Below are 18,959 nucleotides of genomic sequence, written 5' to 3' on the forward strand. Positions count from 1 at the left end.
CTCGCTGTCCGGTTCCCCGAGGCTCGACCGCCGTCCCGAGTGGGCGGCCCTGCAGGACCATCACGCCGAGGCGATGCGGCGCCCGCAGCTGCGTGAGCTGTTCGCCGCCGACCCGTCCCGCGCCGAGCGGTACGTCGTGCGCGTGGGCGATCTGCGCATCGACTACTCCAAGCACCTGATCAACGACGAGACGCTCGCCCTGCTGCACGAACTGGCCGTAGCCACCGATGTGTCGGGGCTGCGCGACGCCATGTTCCGCGGCGAGAAGATCAACGTCACCGAGGACCGTGCGGTGCTGCACACCGCGCTGCGGGCGCCGCGGGACGCGGTGATCGAGGTGGACGGCGAGAACGTCGTGCCCGAGGTGCACGCCGTGCTCGACAAGATGAGCGGCTTCGCCGAGCGCGTCCGTTCCGGCGCCTGGACCGGGTACACCGGCAGGCGGATCAGGAACGTCGTCAACATCGGCATCGGCGGCTCCGACCTCGGCCCCGCCATGGCGTACGAGGCGCTCCGCCCGTTCACGGCACGGGAGCTGACGTTCCGGTTCGTCTCCAACGTCGACGGTGCCGACCTGCACGAGGCGGTGCGGGACCTGGACCCGGCCGAGACGCTGTTCATCGTGGCGTCGAAGACGTTCACCACGATCGAGACGATCACCAACGCCACCTCGGCCCGCTCGTGGCTGCTGGCGGGGCTCGGCGGCGAGGAAAAGGCGGTCGCCCGGCACTTCGTGGCGCTGTCGACCAACGCCGGCAAGGTCACCGAGTTCGGCATCGACCCGGAGAACATGTTCGAGTTCTGGGACTGGGTCGGCGGCCGCTACTCCTACGACTCGGCGATCGGCCTGTCCCTGATGATCGCCATCGGCCCGGCGCAGTTCCGGGCGATGCTCGACGGCTTCCACACCGTCGACGAGCACTTCAGGAACGCGCCCGCCGAGGGCAACGCGCCGATGATCATGGGCCTGCTGGGCATCTGGTACGGCAACCTCTTCGGCGCCGAGTCCCATGCGGTGCTGCCGTACAGCCACTACCTGTCGAAGTTCACGGCCTACCTCCAGCAGCTGGACATGGAGTCCAACGGCAAGTCGGTGGACCGGGACGGGCACGTCGTGGGCTGGGAGACCGGTCCGGTGGTGTGGGGCACGCCCGGCACCAACGGGCAGCACGCCTACTACCAGCTGATCCACCAGGGCACCCGGCTGATCCCGGCCGACCTGATCGGCTTCGCCCGCCCGGTCGCCGAGCTGAGCGACGAACTGGGGGCGCAGCACGACCTGTTGATGGCGAACCTGTTCGCGCAGGGCCAGGCGCTGGCCTTCGGCAAGACCGCCGACGAGGTCCGCGCGGAGGGCGTGCCCGAGGCGCAGGTTGCGCACCGCACCTTCCTCGGCAACCACCCCACGACCACGATCCTCGCCCGTGAGCTGACCCCGTCGGTCCTCGGCCAGCTGATCGCCCTCTACGAGCACAAGGTCTTCGTGCAGGGCGCGGTGTGGAACATCGACTCCTTCGACCAGTGGGGCGTGGAGCTCGGCAAGGTCCTCGCCAAGCGGGTCGAGCCCGCCCTCACCGAGGGCGCCGACGTGCCCGGTCTCGATGCCTCCACCGCCGCCCTCGTGGCCGCCTACCGTGAACTCAAGGAAGTGAATCTGACATGACAGCCATGCAGTTGGGCCTCATCGGTCTCGGCAAGATGGGCGGCAACATGCGCGAGCGGATCCGCCGCGCCGGCCACACCGTCGTCGGCTACGACCGCAACCCCGAGGTCTCCGACGTCAAGAGCCTCGAAGAACTGGTCGAGCAGCTCGACGCGCCGCGCACGGTGTGGGTGATGGTCCCGGCCGGCACCGCCACGCAGGGCGTCGTCGACGAGCTCAAGGACCTGCTGTCCCCGGGCGACACGGTGGTCGACGGCGGCAACTCCCGCTGGACGGACGACGAGAAGCACGCCGCCGAGCTCGGCATCAAGGGCATCGGTTTCGTCGACGCGGGCGTCTCCGGCGGCGTGTGGGGCCTGGAGAACGGCTACGCGCTGATGGTCGGCGGCGCCAAGGAGCACGTGGAGCGGCTGGAGCCGATCTTCGAGGCGCTCAAGCCGGAAGGGCCGTACGGCTATGTCCACGCGGGCCGGGTCGGTGCCGGGCACTTCTCGAAGATGGTCCACAACGGCATCGAGTACGCCATGATGCAGGCCTACGCCGAGGGCTGGGAGCTGCTGGAGAAGGCCAACTCGGTGGACAACGTCCGTGAGGTGTTCCGTTCCTGGCAGCAGGGCACGGTCATCCGCTCCTGGCTGCTGGACCTCGCGGTGAACGCCCTCGACGAGGACGAGCACCTGAAGAAGCTGAAGGGCTTCGCGCAGGACTCCGGCGAGGGCCGGTGGACCGTCGAGGCGGCCATCGACCACGCCGTGCCGCTGCCCGCGATCACGGCGTCCCTGTTCGCCCGGTTCGCCTCCCGGCAGGACGACTCCCCGCAGATGAAGATGATCGCGGCGCTGCGCAACCAGTTCGGCGGGCACGCGGTCGAGTCGAAGGAGTAGCGAGCCGTGGGGGATCTCCTTCTGGTCCTCCCCCACTGCCTTGAGGGCGTGGGAGGTGCCCCCACCGGTCAGACGGAGTGGAGCAGGTCGGGACAGCACACGAGCTTCACCGACCTGCCCCTCACCCAGGAGGGCGAGGAACAGGCCAAGTCCCTCGCCCCGCTCCTGTCCGGCCGGACCTTCGCCCTGGCGCTCACCAGCCCGCTGATCCGCGCGGTCCGCACCGCGGAACTGGCGGGCGTGGCCGGCGCCGTACCCGACCCCGACCTCCACAAGTGGGACTACGGCGGCTACGAAGGTGTCACCACCGTCGACATCCACCGCACCCGTCCCGACTGGTGCCTGTGGACCGACGGCGTGGCCCCCGGCCCGGCCGACCACCCCGGTGAGTCACCGGCCGAGGTCGGGGCGCGGGCCGACCGGGTGCTCGCCCGGGTCGCGGCGGCGCTGCCGGACGGCGATGTGGTCCTCGTGGCGCACGGCCACTTCCTACGGGTCGTCACGGCCCGCGGGCTGGGGCTCGCCCCGGCGGACGGGCGGCTGTTCCAGCTGGCCACAGGCACGGTCAGCCGGCTGTCGACCGATCACGGCCGACCGGTGATCGCGGAGTGGAACACCAGGTCCTGAACACGCCGCCGGGCATCGACCGGGTGGAGCGGGGCGGCGTGAACTCCGTGATCCAGCGGCACCGCCCGGAGCCGGCCGCGGCGCCGCCGCCGCGCGCGGCGAGCGCGTTCGCGCCGTGGCGGCCGGTGCGGCCGTCCGACGGTCCTTGCTGACCCGGTGGGCGGTGAGTTGACAGGCTCGGCGGCCGGCGTCAGAGTCCCGGCTGATGGAGATCAACGATCTGACGCCGGCCGAGCTGCGGGTGTGGCATGCCTTTCCCAAGGGTGAGGCCGTCGACTTCGGCGCGGCGCAGGACGAGAGCGCGGCCGACGGTGCCGGCTCGGAGCCGCAACGGACCCTGCGCGCCACGGTGCTGCGGGCACTGCTGCTCGACGGCCCGGTCGTCGGCGGCGAGGTCGCCGCGCTCAAGGTCGCGGGCGCGCGGATCACCGGTGTGCTGGATCTGCGGTACGCGACCGTCGAGAGCGTCGCGCGCCTGAGTCACTGCCGGTTCGACGACGTCCCGGACCTCTCCGGCGCCCAGCTGAAGTACCTCAATCTGTCCGGGTCCGACCTGCCCGGTCTGGCGGGGGCGCGGATCCGGGTCGACGGCGGGCTGCGGCTGGCCAAGTGCCGGTTCCGTGGGCCGGTGCGGCTCGGCGGGGCACAGATCGCGGGGGCGCTGTATCTGGAGGATGCCGAGATCACCGCGCCCGAGGGGACGGAGGACCCGGTCCTCCAGCTCCATCAGGTGACCGTCGGCGAGGACCTGTGCGCGTCGCGGCTGCGCACGCGCGGCGAGGTCCGGCTCAACGGCGCCACGGTCAGCGGCTCGCTCCGGCTGGAGGGCGCCGAGTTGAGGCATCCCGGCGAGTTCGTCCTGAGCGCCGAGGCCATGGAGGTGGGCGCCAACGTCCTCGGCAGACGGCTGAGCGCGCACGGCCGTATCGACCTGCGCGGCGCACGCGTTCCCGGCCGGCTCGACCTGCTGCACAGCCGGCTGTCCAACCCCGGCGGTACCGCGATGCGCGCGAGCAGCTGTGTCATCGGTGAGGTGTGGCTGCGCCGGGGCCCTCGGATGGAGGGCATGCTCAATCTGCGGCGCTCCCAGATAGAGCACCTGAACCTGGCACCGGAGATGCTCCCGGACCAGGTCCGCCTCCTCGACCTCACCTACACCTCGCTGACCCCGCACGTGCCGCCGGAGCAGCGGCTGCCCATGCTGGAACGGGACGAGGACACCTTCGACCCGCACGGGTACGAGCAGTTGACCGCCGCCTACCGCCGCACCGGCGACGACCACGCCGCCCGGCTCGTGCAGCTCGCCAAACAGCGCCGGCACCGCACCACGCTGCCCCGGTACGGCCGGCTGTGGGGCCATGTCCAGGACGCCACCGTCGGCTACGGTTTCCGGCCGATGCGGGCGCTGGGCTGGCTGCTGTCCCTGCTCGCTGTCGGCTCGGTGGCGTTCGCGCTGCATCAGCCTCCGGCCCTGAAAGCGGACGAGGCACCGCACTTCAACCCCGTCTTCTACACGCTGGACCTGCTGCTGCCGGTGATCTCCTTCGGCCAGGAACCGGCGTTCGCCCCACAGGGCCCGCAACAGGCCCTGGCGTACGCCCTGGTCCTGCTCGGCTGGATCCTGGCGACCACGGTCATCGCCGGTGTGACCCGCACCGTCAGCCGCCAATGAGCGCACGGGCGGTGTGCTGCGCGGCCAGCCGCACCGGGGCGTTCTGCGCCCCGTAGCCCCGGTAGCCGTCCCGCTGCACCAGCTCGAAGAAGACACGGCCGACGGTCATGGTGTAGCAGTGCCGGAACTCGCCGTGCGCGTCACGGTCGTAGAGGATGCCCAGCTCGCGGTACGTCTCCAGCTCGCCGTCGGCGAACTCGTGCCGAGCCGCCAGGTCGTCGTGGTAGTTGGCGGGGATCGGCAGGAGCCGGCCGCCCGCCTCCCGGAAGCGGCGGGCCGCGGCGACGACGTCGTCCGTGGCCAGGGCGATGTGCGCCGCGTGCACGGTGTCGTCCGTGGGCGCCGCGCCGACGCCCAGGGCGATACGGACGCTGCCGTCGGCGTTGGTGACGGCGCGGCTGCGCATCAGGCCGTACGGGTCGGCGACGTCCACGCTCTCCTGTGCGTGCAGGCCCAGGACGCTGCGGTGGAAGAGGGCCGCCTCGTCGAAGTGGTGCCAGGGCTGGGTGAGGGCGAGGTGGTCGATGCGGTGGACGCCGGTGGCGCAGGACCCGCCGGTCTCGTCGGTGAAGTCGGCCCGCCAGTTGGGAAGTCCGGGCCGGTCCGTGGCGCAGAAGAACAGCTCCGTGCCGTCGGGTGCCGCGACCGCGTCGAGCGGGGCGTCCTCGGCGGCCCGGCGGCGGGGCAGTACGGGGGCCAGCAGGGCCTCGGCGCGGCGGGCGGCGCCGGCCGGGTCGGGTGATTCGAGGCCGATCGCGGCGAGGCCGGTGCCGGTACGGCGGGCGGCGCCCGAGGTGTTGACCAGGATGCGGGCCTCGCCCTGCTGCCAGAGGCCGACCGGCTTGGTGCGATGACGTGCGGTGCGGGCGAAGCCGAGGGCACCGAGCACGGCGGCGACCGGTTCGGCGTCGGGCGTGAGGAGTTCGGCGAAGGCGACGCCGGTGGGGACGACGGGCGCGGGCGGGGTCGCGATGCCGACCGTCTCCTGCAGCACGAGCAGCGAGCGGTGGGCGTCCACGGCGGTCGGGCCGGCCTCGGCCTGGCGGAAGACGTCGTTGAAGACCTCCAGGGAGAGCGGGCCGTCGTAGCCGGTGTGCAGGACGTTGCGGACGAGTCCGGCGAGGTCGAAGCCGCCCTGCCCGGGGAAGCAGCGGTAGTGGCGGCTCCACTGGAGGACGTCCATCGCGAGCAGCGGCGCGTCGGCGAGCTGGAGGAAGAAGATCTTCTCGCCGGGGATGTCCGCGATTGCCCTGGGGTCGCAGCCGCGGGAGAGGATGTGGAAACTGTCCAGGCAGGTGCCGAGCGAGGGGTGGTCGGCCGCCTCGACGATGCGCCAGGCGTGGCCGTAGGTGTTGACGTGCCGGCCCCAGGCGAGCGCCTCGTAGGCCACCCGGATGCCGAACTCCTGGGCCAGATCGGCGAGTTGGCTCAAGTGGTGGGCGGCGAGCGCGTCGTCGTCCACGGCGAGCGGATGGACGCTGGAGCAGACGAGGACCGTGTCGGCCCCGAGCCGGCGCATCAGCTCGAACTTGTGCCGGGCACGCCGCAGGTTGCGCGCGAACTCCTCGGCGGGCACGGCCTCGATGTCCCGCATCGGCTGGTAGAGATCGACGCTCAGCCCCAGGTCGGCACAGTGGGCACGGACCTCCTCGGGGCTGAGAGGGCTCGCGAGGAGATCGTTCTCGAAGATCTCGACGCCGTCGAACCCGGCGCGCGAGGCGGCCGTGAGCTTCTCGGTGAGGGATCCGCTGAGGGATACGGTGGCGATGGACGTACGCATACCTGCTCCTTCAAACACGCCCTGCTACCACGCCCGCCTTTGGGGGGGCGCGAGGCTGTATCGATGTGCGGCTCCGCCGCGTGGGCGCGACCGGCCACGGACGGCCCGCAGACGTCGCACCGCCTCACCCCACCGAGCTCTCCGCCGCCCCGGCCAACTCCGCGATGTCCGCGAGCATGCGCACGGCGTCCGGCGCACGCCCGGTGAACAGCCGAAACGCGTCCGCGGCCTGGAACACGGCCATCCCGCCCCCGTCCAGCGCCACGCAGCCGACCGCACGGGCGGTGCGCAGCAGCTCCGTCTCCAGCGGCCGGTAGACCACCTCGGCAACCCACAACCCGGGGTGCAGCAGCTCGGCGGCGAAGGGCAGCCCCGGGTGGGCGGCCATGCCGGTGGGCGTGGCGTGCACGACGCCGTCCGCCGCACCGAGCAGCCGCGCCAGCCGGTCCGGCGCCGCCGCTGCAGCGCGGCCCGCGCCGAAGTGCCGGTTCAGCGCCCCGGCGAGATCCGCGGCCCGTTCGCTCAGCGCGTCGACGACGGTGACCCGCTCGGCGCCGAGGGTCAGCATGGCGTGGGCGACGGCAGCGCCCGCGCCCCCGGCACCCAGCTGCACGACCCGCTCCAGCGGTACGTCGGGCAGCCCGCGCGCGAAGGACGCGGCGAAGCCGGTGACGTCCGTGTTGTGGCCGACGGCCCGGCCGTCCTCGAAGACGACGGTGTTGACCGCGCCCAGCGCCTCGGCCTGCGGGGCGAGCGCGTCCAGGTGCCCGATGACGAGCTGCTTGCAGGGGTGGGTGATGTTGAGCCCGTCGAAGCCCAGGTCGCGGGCGGCCCGCAGCAGGTCGCCCACCGCCTCGGGCGGGACGCCGAGCGTGTCGATGTCGATGAGCCGGTACAGATAACGCAGGCCCTGACGGGCGGCCTCGCGCTCGTGCAGCGCCGGGCTGAGCGAGGGGCCGATGCCGGAGCCGATCAGCCCGACGAGATACGAGTCCTTGGTGTCCTTGGCCACCGGTGGGACCTCCTGAACGGCTCACTAATGTACGAACTAGTGAGTTAGTCATAGCAGGAGATGCCGGAGCTTGTGAAGACCTGTCCCGACACGCGGAGCGGGCGGGCTTCTACAATCACCGGCACGCGGGTGGGCCACCGGACGGCGCCCACCCCTGGCCGAAGGAAGCCGATGACCAGCGTCGAAGAGCCGGCACGCAGCAACGGGCGGATCCGCGACGCCGCCCGCACCCAGGCCGAGATCCTCGACGTCGCGACGCGGGAGTTCGCCCGCGCCGGCTACGACGGGGCCCGCGTGGACGAGATCGCCGCCCGCACCCGCACCACGAAGCGGATGATCTACTACTACTTCGGCGGCAAGGAGCAGCTGTTCACGGCCGTGCTGGAGCGGGCGTACGGCGTGATCCGGGAGGCCGAGCAGCAGCTCGACGTCGAGCATCTGGACCCGGTCGCCGCCATCCGCCGGCTGGCCGAGCTGACCTTCGACCACCATGAGCAGCACCCCGACTTCATCCGCCTGGTCAGCATCGAGAACATTCACGGGGCCGAGCACATCGCCGCCTCCGAGAAGCTCGGCAGGATCGGCTCGCCGGCCCTGGACGTGATCCGCCGGATCCTGGAGTCGGGGCAGGAGTCCGGCCTGTTCACGGCCGACGTGGACGCGGTCGACCTGCACGCGATGATCAGCTCCTACTGCTTCTTCCGGGTCTCCAACCGGCACACCTTCGGCGCCCTGTTCGGCCGCGACCTGGTGGATCCGGCCCGGCGCGAGTACTACCGCACGATGCTCGGCGACATGGTCATCGCCTATCTGACGGCACCGCGCGCCGAGGGCTGACCGGGTCCGCTCCGGGCGCCCCGCACCACAAGATCCTTCGGCATGACCTCTTGACACCCGGGAAACGTCGGCGCAACATCCCTAGCCATCCGCTACTAACTATCCAGTGGGTTAATTAGCCGGGTAGCTCCCGGCGCGGCCGACCCGCCACCCCAGGGATCCGGCACCTCGCCCCTCCTCTCCGCACACTCCCCATAAGGTGGAGTTCCCTCGAAGGAGCACCCCTGTGTCCGTCCCCGACACGCACCCCGGCCAGCCGCGGAAGGCGGCCATGGCCGCCTGGATCGGCAGCGCCCTGGAGTACTACGACTTCTTCATCTACGGCAGCGCGGCCGCGCTGGTCTTCCCCGAGGTCTTCTTCGACGAGTCCGACCCGGCGACGGCCACCCTGCTGTCGCTGGCCACGTTCGGTGTGGCGTACGCGGCCCGGCCGGTGGGCGCGCTGTTCCTCGGTCACTTCGGCGACCGGGTGGGCCGTAAGAAGATCATGGTCTTCACGCTGATCCTGATGGGCATATCGACGTTCCTGATCGGCTGTCTGCCCACCCGCGACCAGGTCGGTACCCTCGCGCCGGTCCTGCTGGTGCTGTGCCGCGTCCTCCAGGGCCTCTCGGCGGCCGGCGAGCAGGCCAGCGCCAACTCCATGACCCTCGAACACGCGCCACCGCGTCGCCGCGGCTTCTTCACCAGCTTCACGCTGAGCGGTACACAGGGCGGGCAGCTGCTCGCCACGCTGGTCTTCATCCCGATCGCCGCGCTGCCGGAGGAGCAGCTGATGTCGTGGGGCTGGCGGGTGCCGTTCTGGATGAGCGTCGCGGTCGCCGTCGTCGGCTATGTCATCCGCCGCAAGCTCGACGAGACCCCGGCCTTCGAGCAGCAGGCCGCCACCGAGGGCGTCGTCAAGCTGCCGCTGGCGGTGCTGCTGCGGGAGCACTGGGCGGACGTGCTGCGGGTGATCGGCGGTGCGCTGGTCGCCTCGGTCAGCACGATCTTCACCGTGTGGGCGCTGTCGTACGCCACCAGCGACGCGGTCGGGATGGACAAGTCCTCGATGCTGTGGGTGGGCGCGCTCGCCAACCTGGTCGCGCTCGGCGCGATCCCGCTGTGGGCCACCCTCTCGGACCGCATCGGCCGCCGCCCGGTGTTCCTGGTCGGCGCGGCCGGCAGCGCGGTGACGATGTTCCTGTACCTGTGGGCCATCTCGACCGGGTCCTACCCGCTGACCCTGCTGCTGGGCATCGTCGCCTTCGGGGTGGTCTACAGCGCCGCGAACGGCGTGTGGCCCTCCTTCTACGGCGAGATGTTCTCCACCCGGGTCCGGCTGTCCGGCATGGCCATCGGCACCCAGATCGGTTTCGCGGTCGCCGGTTTCGCGGTCACCTTCGCCGCGCGGATCGCCGGCCCGGACGGCGACGACTGGTCGGCGGTGGCCCTGTTCACGGCAGCCCTGTGCGTGCCGCCGGTCGTGGCCGCGCTGTCGGCCCGCGAGACGGCGAAGGTACCGACGGAGCTGCTGGGTGAGCGGGCGGCAGGGCGCTCCGCGCAACCCGCGAAGGTCGCGGCCTGACCGACACCGGTCCCCGGAGCCCTGAGGGCTCCTGGGACCGGGCACTGCACAACCGGCCGCGGTGGCACGCCCCTTCAGGGGCGCGGGGAACCGCGCGATCAGCCTCCACCGGCCCGCGGATCACATCACGGCGCGCACAACAACTCCGTCCAGGTCTCGGCCACCCGGTCCAGCGAGAACCCCTCCCTGACCTGCGTGCGGGCCAGTTCACCCGCGGAGCGCCAGTCGTCCTCCTCCAGCACCGCGATCGCCTCCGCCATCGCCGCAGGCGTGTCATGGATCCACCGCCGGTCGTAGATCTCTTCCGCGCCGGGCCAGGGCAGCAGCGAAGGCACCGCGCCGGAGGCCATCCCCTCGGCGGGCGCGAGGTGGAAGCTCTCGTCGTCGCTGGTGGACAGCACATGCCCGACCCGGCGCAGCCAGCCCGCCACGTCCGGCCCGAACGTGTCGAAGACGACGGCCCCTTCGAGCAGCGGCGAGGTCTGCATCCGGCGCAGTACGCCCTCGTAGTGTTCACGCTCCTCGGGCTTGTTCCAGATCCACCAGTACTCCCACGGCGGCTTGGACTTGACCGACAGGTGCCAGCGCCGGTCGTGGGCACGCAGCGCCTCCAGCACGTCGAGGCCGAGGTCGAGGCGTTTGCGGCTGGGCGCGATGCCGATCATGCCGAGGCGGTGGTGGGCGCCCGGCGCCTTCGGGCGGTCGAGCTGGTCGGTGTCGACCCAGTTGGGCACGACGACGACCTTCGACGCGGGCCAGCCGGTGTGCTCCAGGGTGCGGCGGGCGTAGTACGGGCTGACGCACACCACCCGGTCGACGGCGTCGATGTCGACCTGGCGGGGCCAGCCGGCGTCCAGTTCGAAGCGGTGCAGCCGCACGATCAGCCGGCTGCCGCGCCGCTTGTGACGGCTGTACCAGACGGCGGCCGGACCGCACCACTCCACGACCACCACGTCCGCCCAGTCGGCGAGTTCCCGGCCGGCGTCCGGGTCGTGGCGGGCGAGCGCCGGCCAGGCGTCGACCCTTACCTCCAGGCCGGGCGTCGAGCGGAAGTGGTCGAGCAACCGGGTGAGGAACTTCAGGTCGTGCCCGGCGACGCCCACGCGCAGCGGACGGCGGCGGTCGCTCACCCCGCTGGGCTCGGCGGGGAAGGCCCGGTCGAGGTGGGCGCGCCAGCGTGCGGACGCCCCGTCCAGGGTGTACTGGCGGGCCGCCGCTCGGCAGCGGTCGGCCGCGAGGCGCCGCGACGCCGGCTCGCGGGCGACCCGGGCCACCGTGTCGGCGGCGTCGTCGAGTCCGGCGCGTCCCGGCACGAACAGCGGATAGTCGGTGCCGAGCAGCGCCTCGTGGGCCGGGGTGCGGTTGAGGACCACGGGCAGGCCCAGCGCGCCGAACTCCAGCACTTTGGTGGACAGTTCGAGGCTGGAGTCGAGCACCGGGTCGCGCCAGCCGAGGCCGACGTCGCAGTCCGCGGCGATGCGCATGGCCTCCTCGCGCGGCTGTCCGCCGTGGTGGCGGACACCCGGGGTGCCGGACAGGGCGCGCGCCATGTCGGCCTGGAAGCCGGGGTGGCCCGGGTCGTCGTGGATCTTGTCGCCGACGGTGTGCAGTTCGGCGGCGACACCGCGTTCGGCGAGGAGCTGCGGCAGCCGGGTCATGGGCAGGGTGTTCCAGCGGGGTGCGAACTTGCCGGTGTAGACGAGCCGCAGCGGGTCGTGCGGCGTGTCCCGGTCCGGCGGCGGGAAGCCGGGCTCGGGCACGGCGGGCGGGCTGAGCACGCACTTGCCGCAGGCCTCGGGCACCCACGTCTCCAGGAAGCAGCGCAACTCCTCGGTCTGGCACAGCAGTCGGTGCGAGGCCTCGGCGATGCGGACGAGGTCCGCGCGGGCCGCCTCGGTCATCTCGGCGGCCGACTGCGGGATGTCGGTGAGGTAGGCCCAGATCCGCCCGTCGAACAGGCCGTCGGCGACGATCCGGGTGACCAGCCGCCGGCCTCGCAGCACCAGCAGGTCGCAGGGCTCGTCCTCGTCGAGCCGGGCGAGCACCTGCGCGGCCTGCACCGGCGACATCGTCCGGTCGGCGAGCCCCGGCAGCAGCCGCTCCTCGTGCGGGGACACCAGGCGGACCCGGGGCAGCTCGGCCAGCGGATCGGTCAGCCGGCCGGTGCGCACGGGGGCCTTGAGGACGAGCCGGCTTTCGCAGCCCGCCCGGGACAGGGCCTGCACCGTCGACTGGGCCCAGACGGCGGACCCGTCGATGAGATTGAGGTCGACGTCGCCGTAGACGAGCGCTCGCAGGGTACGGCTCATGACGGCTCCTTCCCGCGCACGGCGAACAGTCGGTGTCCCCGGCCCGCCCAGCTGCCGGGCTCCGTGCCGGACAGGTGCAGCGACCGGCGTACCAGCAGCGGCCGCAGCGACGGTACGAAGACGTAGTCGTCGGCGGCCGGCGTGTGGCCCACCGCGTCGGCGCCGGAGTACTCCTGGGCGCACATCAAATCGAGCAGCAGGGTGTCGGGCCGGTCCTCGGTCAGGTCCGTCCAGTCGGCGACCCAGGGCGCCAGGGGCCGGCCCCGGCGTACCGTCACTCCGGCGGCGGTGAGTTCGTCGAGGCCCTCCGGGTCGGGTACGACCACCTCGTCGGGCCGGTGCAGCTGGCCGAGCACCTGGCCGACGAGCCGGGCGACGTCGGTACGTCCTCGGGGCGCGGCGAGCACCGCGACGCGCCGCTCGTCCAGCGGGTCCGGGGCCCCGGTGAGCCGCGCGAGCTGCGCGAGCCGTACCCGGGTGCTGTCGGCCCGGAAGATCTCGCGCAGCCGTTCCCTGCCCTCGGCGGCCGGGTCGAGGCGGGTGAGCCGTGCGCCGGTGTCGGCGTCTAGGACGGCGTCCCAGGCGAGCCGGGCGAGGCCGGGCGCGGCGGAGGCCGGGCCGTCCCGCCACAGCACGGACGCCCGGCCCAGCACCCGCTGTTCGGCGAGCAGTTCGGCGAGGGTGCGGTCCAGGTCGGGGGCGAGTCCGGTGCCGGTGAGCCACCAGGGTCCGTCGCCGGTGCAGGCGCTGAGCTGCACGACGAGCACGTCGGGGTCGGTGCGCCGCACGAGGAGTCGTCCGTCGTGCGGCAGCAGCGGGTTGACGACCACGTCCGCCGCGAAGTCCTCGGCGGTTTCGGGGGTGAGCACTCCGGCGACGACGAGGCGGTCGCGGGGCGCCGCGGTCAGGGCGCGATGGGCGAGGTGGAACCGGGCGTCCGGCGGCGTCTCCGGCTCGGCCTGCGCCTTCATCGCGCCATCGGCCGCCCGGCCGGCGGAACTGCGGCGCCCGCGCCACAGTCCGTACAGCTCCCCGGGCAGTCTTGCCGCGCCCCGCTTCGGCGAACGTGCGGCGCTCACCAGCGCCTTGCCGACCCGCAGCGAGGTCGAGCCCTCCAGCATGGCCACCCGCGCCTGGAGGACGTCGGCCCGGTCCCGGGCGGCCCTGAGCGCGCCGGCGAGTTGTTCCTTCTCCCGTACGGCGGCGGCGAGCCGGTCGGCGAGCGCGTCCTGCCCCGCCGCCTGACGGGTGCGTTCCGCGTCCTCGGCTGCGGTTTCGAGGTCGAGCACCCGGGCCCGCAGGGACCGGGAGGCGAGGTCGGCGAAGACGTACTCGTCGGCGATCCGCAGCGCGGTGGCGTAGCCGTCAAAGGGGGCGGGCCGCCCGAAGAAGTCGTGCGGTGGCAGGAGTTCGTCGGTGCGGGCGATGACCGCGCCCGCGTGCAGATGGACGTAGTCGAGGGGGGCGGCGCGCAGGACCTGGCAGCGGTGCCCGACCAGGTCGTCCAGGAGCCGGTGGTAGGGCAGCTCGGATCCGCCGTGCCCGAAGACGATCAGCCCGCGGGCACCGGGCCGCATCCGGGCCAGTACGGCACGCAGGGTGTCCTCGCCGCCGTGCGGCCCGGCGTGGGGTCCGTAGGAGAGGAGGGCCAGCTCGCCCTCTGTGACGGGGCGTTCGTCGTCGTGGCGCAGGTCGACGCCCGGCGGCAGATGCAGATAGGGCTCCAGGCGCAGTCCGCCGCCGGTCGCGTCCACCACCGTCGTGACGGTGTCGAGGTGCGGATGGAGCAGGTCGGTCAGGCGCATCAGCGGGTCCTCGTGAAGACGTGGAAGCCGACCCGGTTCTCCCGGAAGCCGTACGGCCTGGAGAGGGTGTGCCGCAGGCCGAGCGGCTCGAGTTCGGCGCGGTAGGCGGTGAGCGGGCGGTGCACGATGTGGGCACCGCGTGGCGTGCGGCGGCCGGTGTCCTCGTCGGTGACGATCAGCCGGCCGGCGACGCGGACGAGGGAGGCGAGGTTGCGCAGCCCCGCCGCCCATTCCTCGTCGTCGAGGACGTGGAACAGGACGTCCACGCAGACGACGATGTCGTACGGCCAGGGACTCCGCCACTCGTCGAGGGCGGCGACGGCGTAGCGCGGGCCGCCGGCCTCCGCGCGGGCGTGGTCGACGGCGGTCGGGCTGGCGTCGAAGGCGTCGATGCGGTGGCCGCAGCGGGCCAGGGCGCGCGCGAAGTACCCCTTGCCGCAGCCGGCGTCCAGCACGAACAGCGGGGCGGCGGGGCTGGACAGGTCGCCGACGAGGGAGAGGAGCGTGCCGAGCCGCTGGGCGTAGAAGAGTTCGTTGCCGGGGCGGTCGAGTCCGATGTGCCCGCCGGAGGCGAGGTCGTCGTGGTCGGCGTGGCGGGCCTCCCAGTACGTCCGCGCGCTGTCCCGCGTCGTCGTCGGGTCAGCCATGGCGCTCCAGCCACCCGGTGATCACGCGGGCGATCCGGGCGCCGGCCCGGCCGTCCCACAGCGGCGGTCCCTCGCTGCGTGCCGCTCCCCCGCCGTCCAGCAGCTTGCGCAGCGCGGGGACCAGTTCCCCGTGCCGGACGAGCCGGTTGGTGCCGTGGGTGACGGTGACCGGGCGTTCGGTGGTGGTGCGCAGGGTCAGGCACGGGACGCCCAGGACGGTCGTCTCCTCCTGCACGCCGCCGGAGTCGGTGATCACGGCGGCGGCCCCGCGCACCAGGCTCATGAACTCGACGTAACCGAGCGGGTCGAGGAGGTGGATGCCGGGTGCGTCGGCGAGGCCGGCCGCCCGCAGTGCGGCCCGGCCGCGCGGGTGCAGCGGGACGACGAGGTCGAGATGGCGGGCCGCCTCGCTCAGCACGCGGGCGGCGGCCGCGGCGGCCTCCGGGTCGTCGACGTTGGCGGGCCGGTGCAGGGTGACGACGCCGTAGCGCTCGGGCAGTCCGTGGGCGGTGCGGGCGCTCGCGGCGTCGAACTGCTCCATATGGGTGAGCAGGGTGTCGATCATCGGGTTGCCGACGAGGTGCACGCGCCCGGTGTCGACGCCTTCACGGGCGAGGTGGCCGACTGCCTCGGGGCTGGTGGCGAACAGCAGCCGGGCGAGCTGGTCGACCAGGCGCCGGTTGACCTCCTCCGGCATCGCCATGTCGAAGCTGCGCAGGCCGGCCTCCACATGGGCCACGGGGACGCCGATCTTGGCGGCGACGAGCGCGGCGGCCAGCGTCGAGTTCACGTCGCCGTAGACGGTGACGAGGGCGGGTGCCCGGGCGGTCAGTTCGCCCTCCAGGGCGACCAGGAGGTCGGCGGTCTGCCGGGCGTGGCTGCCGGAGCCGACGCCGAGGTCGGTGTCGGGCCGGGGCAGTCCGAGTTGCCGGAAGAAGATGTCCGACATCCGCTCGTCGTAGTGCTGTCCGGTGTGGACGAGCACCTGCTCGCAGCCCGCGGCGCCGAGAGCGGCGACGACCGGCGCGGCCTTGACGAAGTTCGGCCGGGTGCCGACCACATGGAGTACGCAGCCGTTCATGGTTGCCTCCGTGTTCGATGGCTCGGTCGCCTGCGCGGCGGCGTGCCCCTTCGGCTCCCTCGCGGCCGGTGTCCTGGGGCCAGTGACTGTTGGTGGGCCGTTGCTCGGCGTTGGATCTACCTTGGCGTTATGTTCCGGAATGTTCCACTTGCCCTGAGTCTGGCCGCCTCGGTGGCCGTCGGCGAGCTGCGTCAGGATCCGTTGCGGGCCGCGCTGCTCGCCGTACGCCTGCTGCCGGGGCCCGCCCGGAGGCGGCTGAGGCCGCTCGAGCAGCGGCTGGCCGTGCGCGCCCGGACCGCGGGGCCGGCGGCGGCGCCCTCCGCCGCTCGGGTGCCCGCGCCGTACGGCCTGCCGTACCGGCCCGTCCCCGGCCGGGTGCTTCACCTGGTCACCAACGGGCTGCCGTTCCGGCACGCCGGTTACACCGTGCGCACGCAGAAGCTCGCCGAGGCCCAGCTCGCGGCCGGGCTCGACCCGCATGTGGTGACCCGGATCGGCTTCCCCGTGACGGGCGGGGTGCTGGACGCCCGCCCGAAGCAGCATGTGGGCGGGGTGCCGCAGCACCGGCTGCTGCCGGCGTGGCTGCCGTACGGTCAGGCCGCCTCGCTCGCGCTCAACGCCGAACTGGCCGCCCGCCTGGTGGACCGGCTGCGGCCCGCCGTGCTGCATGCGGCGAGCGACCACGGCAACGGGCGGGTGGCGCTCGCCCTGCGGGAGACCTACGGGCTGCCGGTGGTCTACGAGGTGCGGGGCTTTTTGGAGGAGACGTGGCTGACGCAGGCGCCGGGCCGCAGCCGGGACGACGAGACGTACCGGACGCGCCGCGCCCTGGAGACGCGGTGCATGCGCGAGGCCGATCTGGTGCTGACGCTGGGCGAGGCGATGAAGGCCGAGATCGCGGGCCGCGGGGTGCCCGAGGAGCGGGTGCTGATCGTGCCGAACGCCGTGGACGACGTTTTCCTCGCCCCGCCGCCGGACGGGGCGCCCGTACGGGCCCGGCTCGGCATCGCGCCGGACGAGTTCGTCGTCGGCACGGTCGGCACGCTCGCCCCGCACGAGGGCATCGGCACATTGCTCCATGCGGGTGAAGAGCTGCGTCGGCGCGGCGTGCCGGTGCGACTGCTGATCGTCGGAGACGGTCCGCAGCGTCCGGCGCTGGAGCGGCTGAGCGCCCGGCTCGGCCTGGACGACGGGACGGTGCTGTTCACCGGACGGGTTCCGCACGCCCAAGTCCGGGACTTCTACGCCGTGTTGGACGTGTTCGCGGTGCCGCGGACCGACGAGCGCGTCTGCCGTCTGGTGACCCCGCTGAAGCCGGTCGAGGCGATGGCGAGCGGTGTTCCCGTGCTCGCGAGCGACCTCCCCGCGCTCCGGGAACTGGTCGAACCGGAGGTTAACGGGAGGCTAATCAGGACTGAATCCACACATTTCTGGGCTGATGAGCTGGAAATAGTCCTTTACAGTCGAAATCGGCGTGCTGAGTGGGGAGCAGCCGCCCGCGCGAGAGTCGCGCGTGACCGCACCTGGAAGCGGGCCGCCGCCACAACCCGTGAGGCGTACCGCGCCCTTGGCAGCCTTGATGCGGGGTGATCCCTATGCAGGCCGAACAGACCGGACCGCTCGGGGAAGCGGGCGAATCTCTCGGGGAAAGACCAGCGCGCCCTGGGAGCGCGCTCACGCAGGGCACACCGCCCGGCGAGACGGGCCGGCCCGACCAGGCGGAACTCGCGGTGATCGGGCTCGGCTACGTCGGACTGCCACTCGCGCGTGAGGCCGCGTCGATCGGCCTCAGAGTCCTGGGCCTGGACCGCGACCCCCGGGTCGTGGAGGCGCTCAACACCGGGCACTCCCATGTCGACGACGTCTCCGGCGAGGACGTCCGCAGGATGCTGGCGGCCGGGTTCCTCGCGTCCACGGACGACGCGTGTCTGGCCCGTGCGCAGACGGTCGTCATCTGTGTGCCGACCCCGCTCGGCAAGGACGGCGGGCCGGACCTCGGCGCGGTCACCGCGGCCACGAGGACGGTGGCCCGGCGGCTGCGGCCCGGTCAGCTGGTGGTGCTGGAGTCGACCACCTATCCCGGGACCACCGAGGAGGTCGTACGGCCGCTCCTGGAGGAGTCGGGAATGCGGGCCGGAGCGGACTTCGCGCTGGCGTTCTCGCCGGAGCGGATCGACCCGGGCAACACCGCCCACGGCCTGCGCACCACACCCAAGGTGGTCGGCGGCTGCACCCCGTCGTGCGCGGCCCGCGCGGTCGCCTTCTACGGCAAGCTCGTCGACACCGTCGTCCAGGCGAAGGGCACCCGCGAGGCCGAGATGGCCAAGCTGCTGGAGAACACCTACCGGCATGTGAACATCGCCCTGGTCAACGAACTGGCCGTGATCAGCCACGAGTTGCATGTCGACCTGTGGGACGCGATCCGCTGCGCCGGCACCAAGCCGTTCGGCTTCCAGGCGTTCCGGCCCTCCCCCGGCGTCGGCGGGCACTGCATCCCGATCGATCCCAACTACCTGTCGTACAAGGTGCGTTCGTCCCTCGGCTACGAGTTCCGGTTCGTGGAGCTCGCCCAGGAGATCAACCGTCGGATGCCGGAGTACGTGGTGCGTCGCGCCCAGGACCTCCTGAACACCGCCGGCCGGCCGCTGCGCGGGTCGCGGGTGCTGCTGCTCGGCGTCACCTACAAGCCGGACGTGGCGGACCAGCGGGAGTCGCCGGCACTGCCCGTGGCGCGGCTGCTGCGGGAGCGGGAGGCCGAGATCTCCTTCCACGATCCGCATGTGCGGCTGTGGTCCGTGGACGGGGTGAACATCCCCCGTGTCACCGACGTCATGGCGGCGGTGCGCGAGCACGACCTGACGGTCCTGCTGCAGGATCACTCGGCCTACGACCTGCCGGCCCTCGGCGACGCGGCCCGGCTGCTGTTCGACACCCGCGGGCGGATCTTCCGGCCCGGGGTCGAGGTGCTGTGACCGCCTGATCTCTCCGGTCCGCCCGGCGCGGTCCCCCGGTCCGCGTCCGTCGCCGGTCGGGGCGGTCGTTCTCGGATCCGCCGTCGCCGGGTCCGTGGTTCTC

The 18,959-nt window shown here is 72.6% G+C and carries 15 protein-coding genes; 9 read left to right on the forward strand and 6 right to left on the reverse strand.

The features are described from left to right. The first annotated feature begins 4 nt into the window (after positions 1 to 4). Genes pgi through AC3ETA_RS16735 form a run of 5 tightly spaced genes read left to right on the forward strand, consistent with a single transcriptional unit; the run spans position 5 to position 4,846 of the window. On the forward strand, positions 5 to 1,663 hold the full coding sequence (gene pgi / locus AC3ETA_RS16715) for a glucose-6-phosphate isomerase (RefSeq protein WP_432193726.1): 1,659 nt from the start codon (positions 5 to 7) through the stop codon (positions 1,661 to 1,663). A 5-nt stretch (positions 1,664 to 1,668) separates the two neighbouring features. Then, on the forward strand, positions 1,669 to 2,547 hold the full coding sequence (gnd, locus tag AC3ETA_RS16720) for a phosphogluconate dehydrogenase (NAD(+)-dependent, decarboxylating) (protein WP_432193727.1): 879 nt from the start codon (positions 1,669 to 1,671) through the stop codon (positions 2,545 to 2,547). Between the two features lie 6 nt (positions 2,548 to 2,553). Further along, the gene (locus AC3ETA_RS16725; RefSeq protein ID WP_432193671.1) at positions 2,554 to 3,174 is read left to right on the forward strand and encodes a histidine phosphatase family protein; all 621 of its coding nucleotides are present in this window, start codon (positions 2,554 to 2,556) and stop codon (positions 3,172 to 3,174) included. Further along, positions 3,156 to 3,326 carry a hypothetical protein gene (locus AC3ETA_RS16730; RefSeq protein ID WP_488187639.1) on the forward strand — a complete coding sequence of 57 codons (171 nt, stop codon included), beginning with the start codon at positions 3,156 to 3,158 and terminating at the stop codon, positions 3,324 to 3,326. Before AC3ETA_RS16725 ends, AC3ETA_RS16730 begins: the two co-directional genes overlap by 19 nt. Positions 3,327 to 3,379: 53 nt before the next feature. Further along, a complete protein-coding gene (locus AC3ETA_RS16735) occupies positions 3,380 to 4,846 on the forward strand; it encodes a pentapeptide repeat-containing protein (protein WP_432193672.1) in 1,467 nt (488 codons plus the stop codon). On the opposite strand, the gene AC3ETA_RS16740 is transcribed toward AC3ETA_RS16735, so the two are convergent. Next, on the reverse strand, positions 4,833 to 6,626 hold the full coding sequence (locus AC3ETA_RS16740) for a bifunctional sugar phosphate isomerase/epimerase/4-hydroxyphenylpyruvate dioxygenase family protein (protein WP_432193673.1): 1,794 nt from the start codon (positions 6,624 to 6,626) through the stop codon (positions 4,833 to 4,835). The two genes, AC3ETA_RS16735 and AC3ETA_RS16740, sit on opposite strands and share 14 nt — an antisense overlap. Before the next feature lie 124 nt (positions 6,627 to 6,750). Next, positions 6,751 to 7,638 (reverse strand): shikimate dehydrogenase, encoded by an 888-nt coding sequence (locus AC3ETA_RS16745; protein ID WP_432193674.1) that lies wholly within the window; start codon positions 7,636 to 7,638, stop codon positions 6,751 to 6,753. 171 nt (positions 7,639 to 7,809) lie between these two features. On the opposite strand from AC3ETA_RS16745, the gene AC3ETA_RS16750 reads away from it, so the two are divergent. Together AC3ETA_RS16750 and AC3ETA_RS16755 are read left to right on the forward strand one after the other, a co-directional pair. Then, on the forward strand, positions 7,810 to 8,475 hold the full coding sequence (locus tag AC3ETA_RS16750; RefSeq protein ID WP_432193675.1) for a TetR/AcrR family transcriptional regulator: 666 nt from the start codon (positions 7,810 to 7,812) through the stop codon (positions 8,473 to 8,475). A gap of 226 nt (positions 8,476 to 8,701) precedes the next feature. Further along, positions 8,702 to 10,042 (forward strand): MFS transporter, encoded by a 1,341-nt coding sequence (locus tag AC3ETA_RS16755; RefSeq protein ID WP_432193676.1) that lies wholly within the window; start codon positions 8,702 to 8,704, stop codon positions 10,040 to 10,042. 125 nt (positions 10,043 to 10,167) lie between these two features. Here the strand turns inward: AC3ETA_RS16755 and AC3ETA_RS16760 are convergent, their stop codons facing one another. The 4 genes from AC3ETA_RS16760 to wecB are packed head-to-tail and all read right to left on the reverse strand — an operon-like array spanning position 10,168 to position 15,884. After that, a complete protein-coding gene (locus AC3ETA_RS16760) occupies positions 10,168 to 12,351 on the reverse strand; it encodes a glycosyltransferase (RefSeq protein ID WP_432193677.1) in 2,184 nt (727 codons plus the stop codon). After that, positions 12,348 to 14,156, reverse strand: a complete 1,809-nt coding sequence (locus tag AC3ETA_RS16765; RefSeq protein ID WP_432193678.1) for a hypothetical protein — start codon at positions 14,154 to 14,156, stop codon at positions 12,348 to 12,350. The genes AC3ETA_RS16760 and AC3ETA_RS16765 overlap by 4 nt, the downstream gene beginning before the upstream one ends. Then, entirely contained in the window at positions 14,156 to 14,803 is a 648-nt protein-coding gene (locus AC3ETA_RS16770; protein WP_432193679.1) for a class I SAM-dependent methyltransferase, read from the reverse strand. The genes AC3ETA_RS16765 and AC3ETA_RS16770 overlap by 1 nt, the downstream gene beginning before the upstream one ends. After that, complete coding sequence (gene wecB, locus AC3ETA_RS16775) at positions 14,796 to 15,884, reverse strand: non-hydrolyzing UDP-N-acetylglucosamine 2-epimerase (RefSeq protein ID WP_432193680.1); 1,089 nt, start codon at positions 15,882 to 15,884, stop codon at positions 14,796 to 14,798. Before wecB ends, AC3ETA_RS16770 begins: the two co-directional genes overlap by 8 nt. Before the next feature lie 129 nt (positions 15,885 to 16,013). On the opposite strand from wecB, the gene AC3ETA_RS16780 reads away from it, so the two are divergent. Both AC3ETA_RS16780 and AC3ETA_RS16785 read left to right on the forward strand, forming a co-directional pair. Beyond that, positions 16,014 to 17,474 (forward strand): glycosyltransferase family 4 protein, encoded by a 1,461-nt coding sequence (locus AC3ETA_RS16780; RefSeq protein WP_432193681.1) that lies wholly within the window; start codon positions 16,014 to 16,016, stop codon positions 17,472 to 17,474. Positions 17,475 to 17,479: 5 nt separating this feature from the next. Beyond that, the gene (locus AC3ETA_RS16785) at positions 17,480 to 18,856 is read left to right on the forward strand and encodes a nucleotide sugar dehydrogenase (RefSeq protein WP_432193682.1); all 1,377 of its coding nucleotides are present in this window, start codon (positions 17,480 to 17,482) and stop codon (positions 18,854 to 18,856) included. Positions 18,857 to 18,959 lie beyond the last annotated feature (103 nt).

The organism is Streptomyces sp. bgisy027 (assembly GCF_057710365.1).

Bases quoted from the DNA above. Each gene is read 5' to 3' on its own strand.
- gnd (WP_432193727.1), top strand. From the start codon at position 1,669: ATGCAGTTGGGCCTCATCGGTCTCGGCAAGATGGGCGGCAACATGCGC.
- AC3ETA_RS16735 (WP_432193672.1), top strand. From the start codon at position 3,380: ATGGAGATCAACGATCTGACGCCGGCCGAGCTGCGGGTGTGGCATGCC.
- AC3ETA_RS16740 (WP_432193673.1), bottom strand. From the start codon at position 6,626: ATGCGTACGTCCATCGCCACCGTATCCCTCAGCGGATCCCTCACCGAG.
- AC3ETA_RS16750 (WP_432193675.1), top strand. From the start codon at position 7,810: ATGACCAGCGTCGAAGAGCCGGCACGCAGCAACGGGCGGATCCGCGAC.
- AC3ETA_RS16760 (WP_432193677.1), bottom strand. From the start codon at position 12,351: ATGAGCCGTACCCTGCGAGCGCTCGTCTACGGCGACGTCGACCTCAAT.
- AC3ETA_RS16765 (WP_432193678.1), bottom strand. From the start codon at position 14,156: ATGCGCCTGACCGACCTGCTCCATCCGCACCTCGACACCGTCACGACG.
- AC3ETA_RS16770 (WP_432193679.1), bottom strand. From the start codon at position 14,803: ATGGCTGACCCGACGACGACGCGGGACAGCGCGCGGACGTACTGGGAG.
- wecB (WP_432193680.1), bottom strand. From the start codon at position 15,884: ATGAACGGCTGCGTACTCCATGTGGTCGGCACCCGGCCGAACTTCGTC.
- AC3ETA_RS16780 (WP_432193681.1), top strand. From the start codon at position 16,014: ATGTTCCGGAATGTTCCACTTGCCCTGAGTCTGGCCGCCTCGGTGGCC.
- AC3ETA_RS16785 (WP_432193682.1), top strand. From the start codon at position 17,480: ATGCAGGCCGAACAGACCGGACCGCTCGGGGAAGCGGGCGAATCTCTC.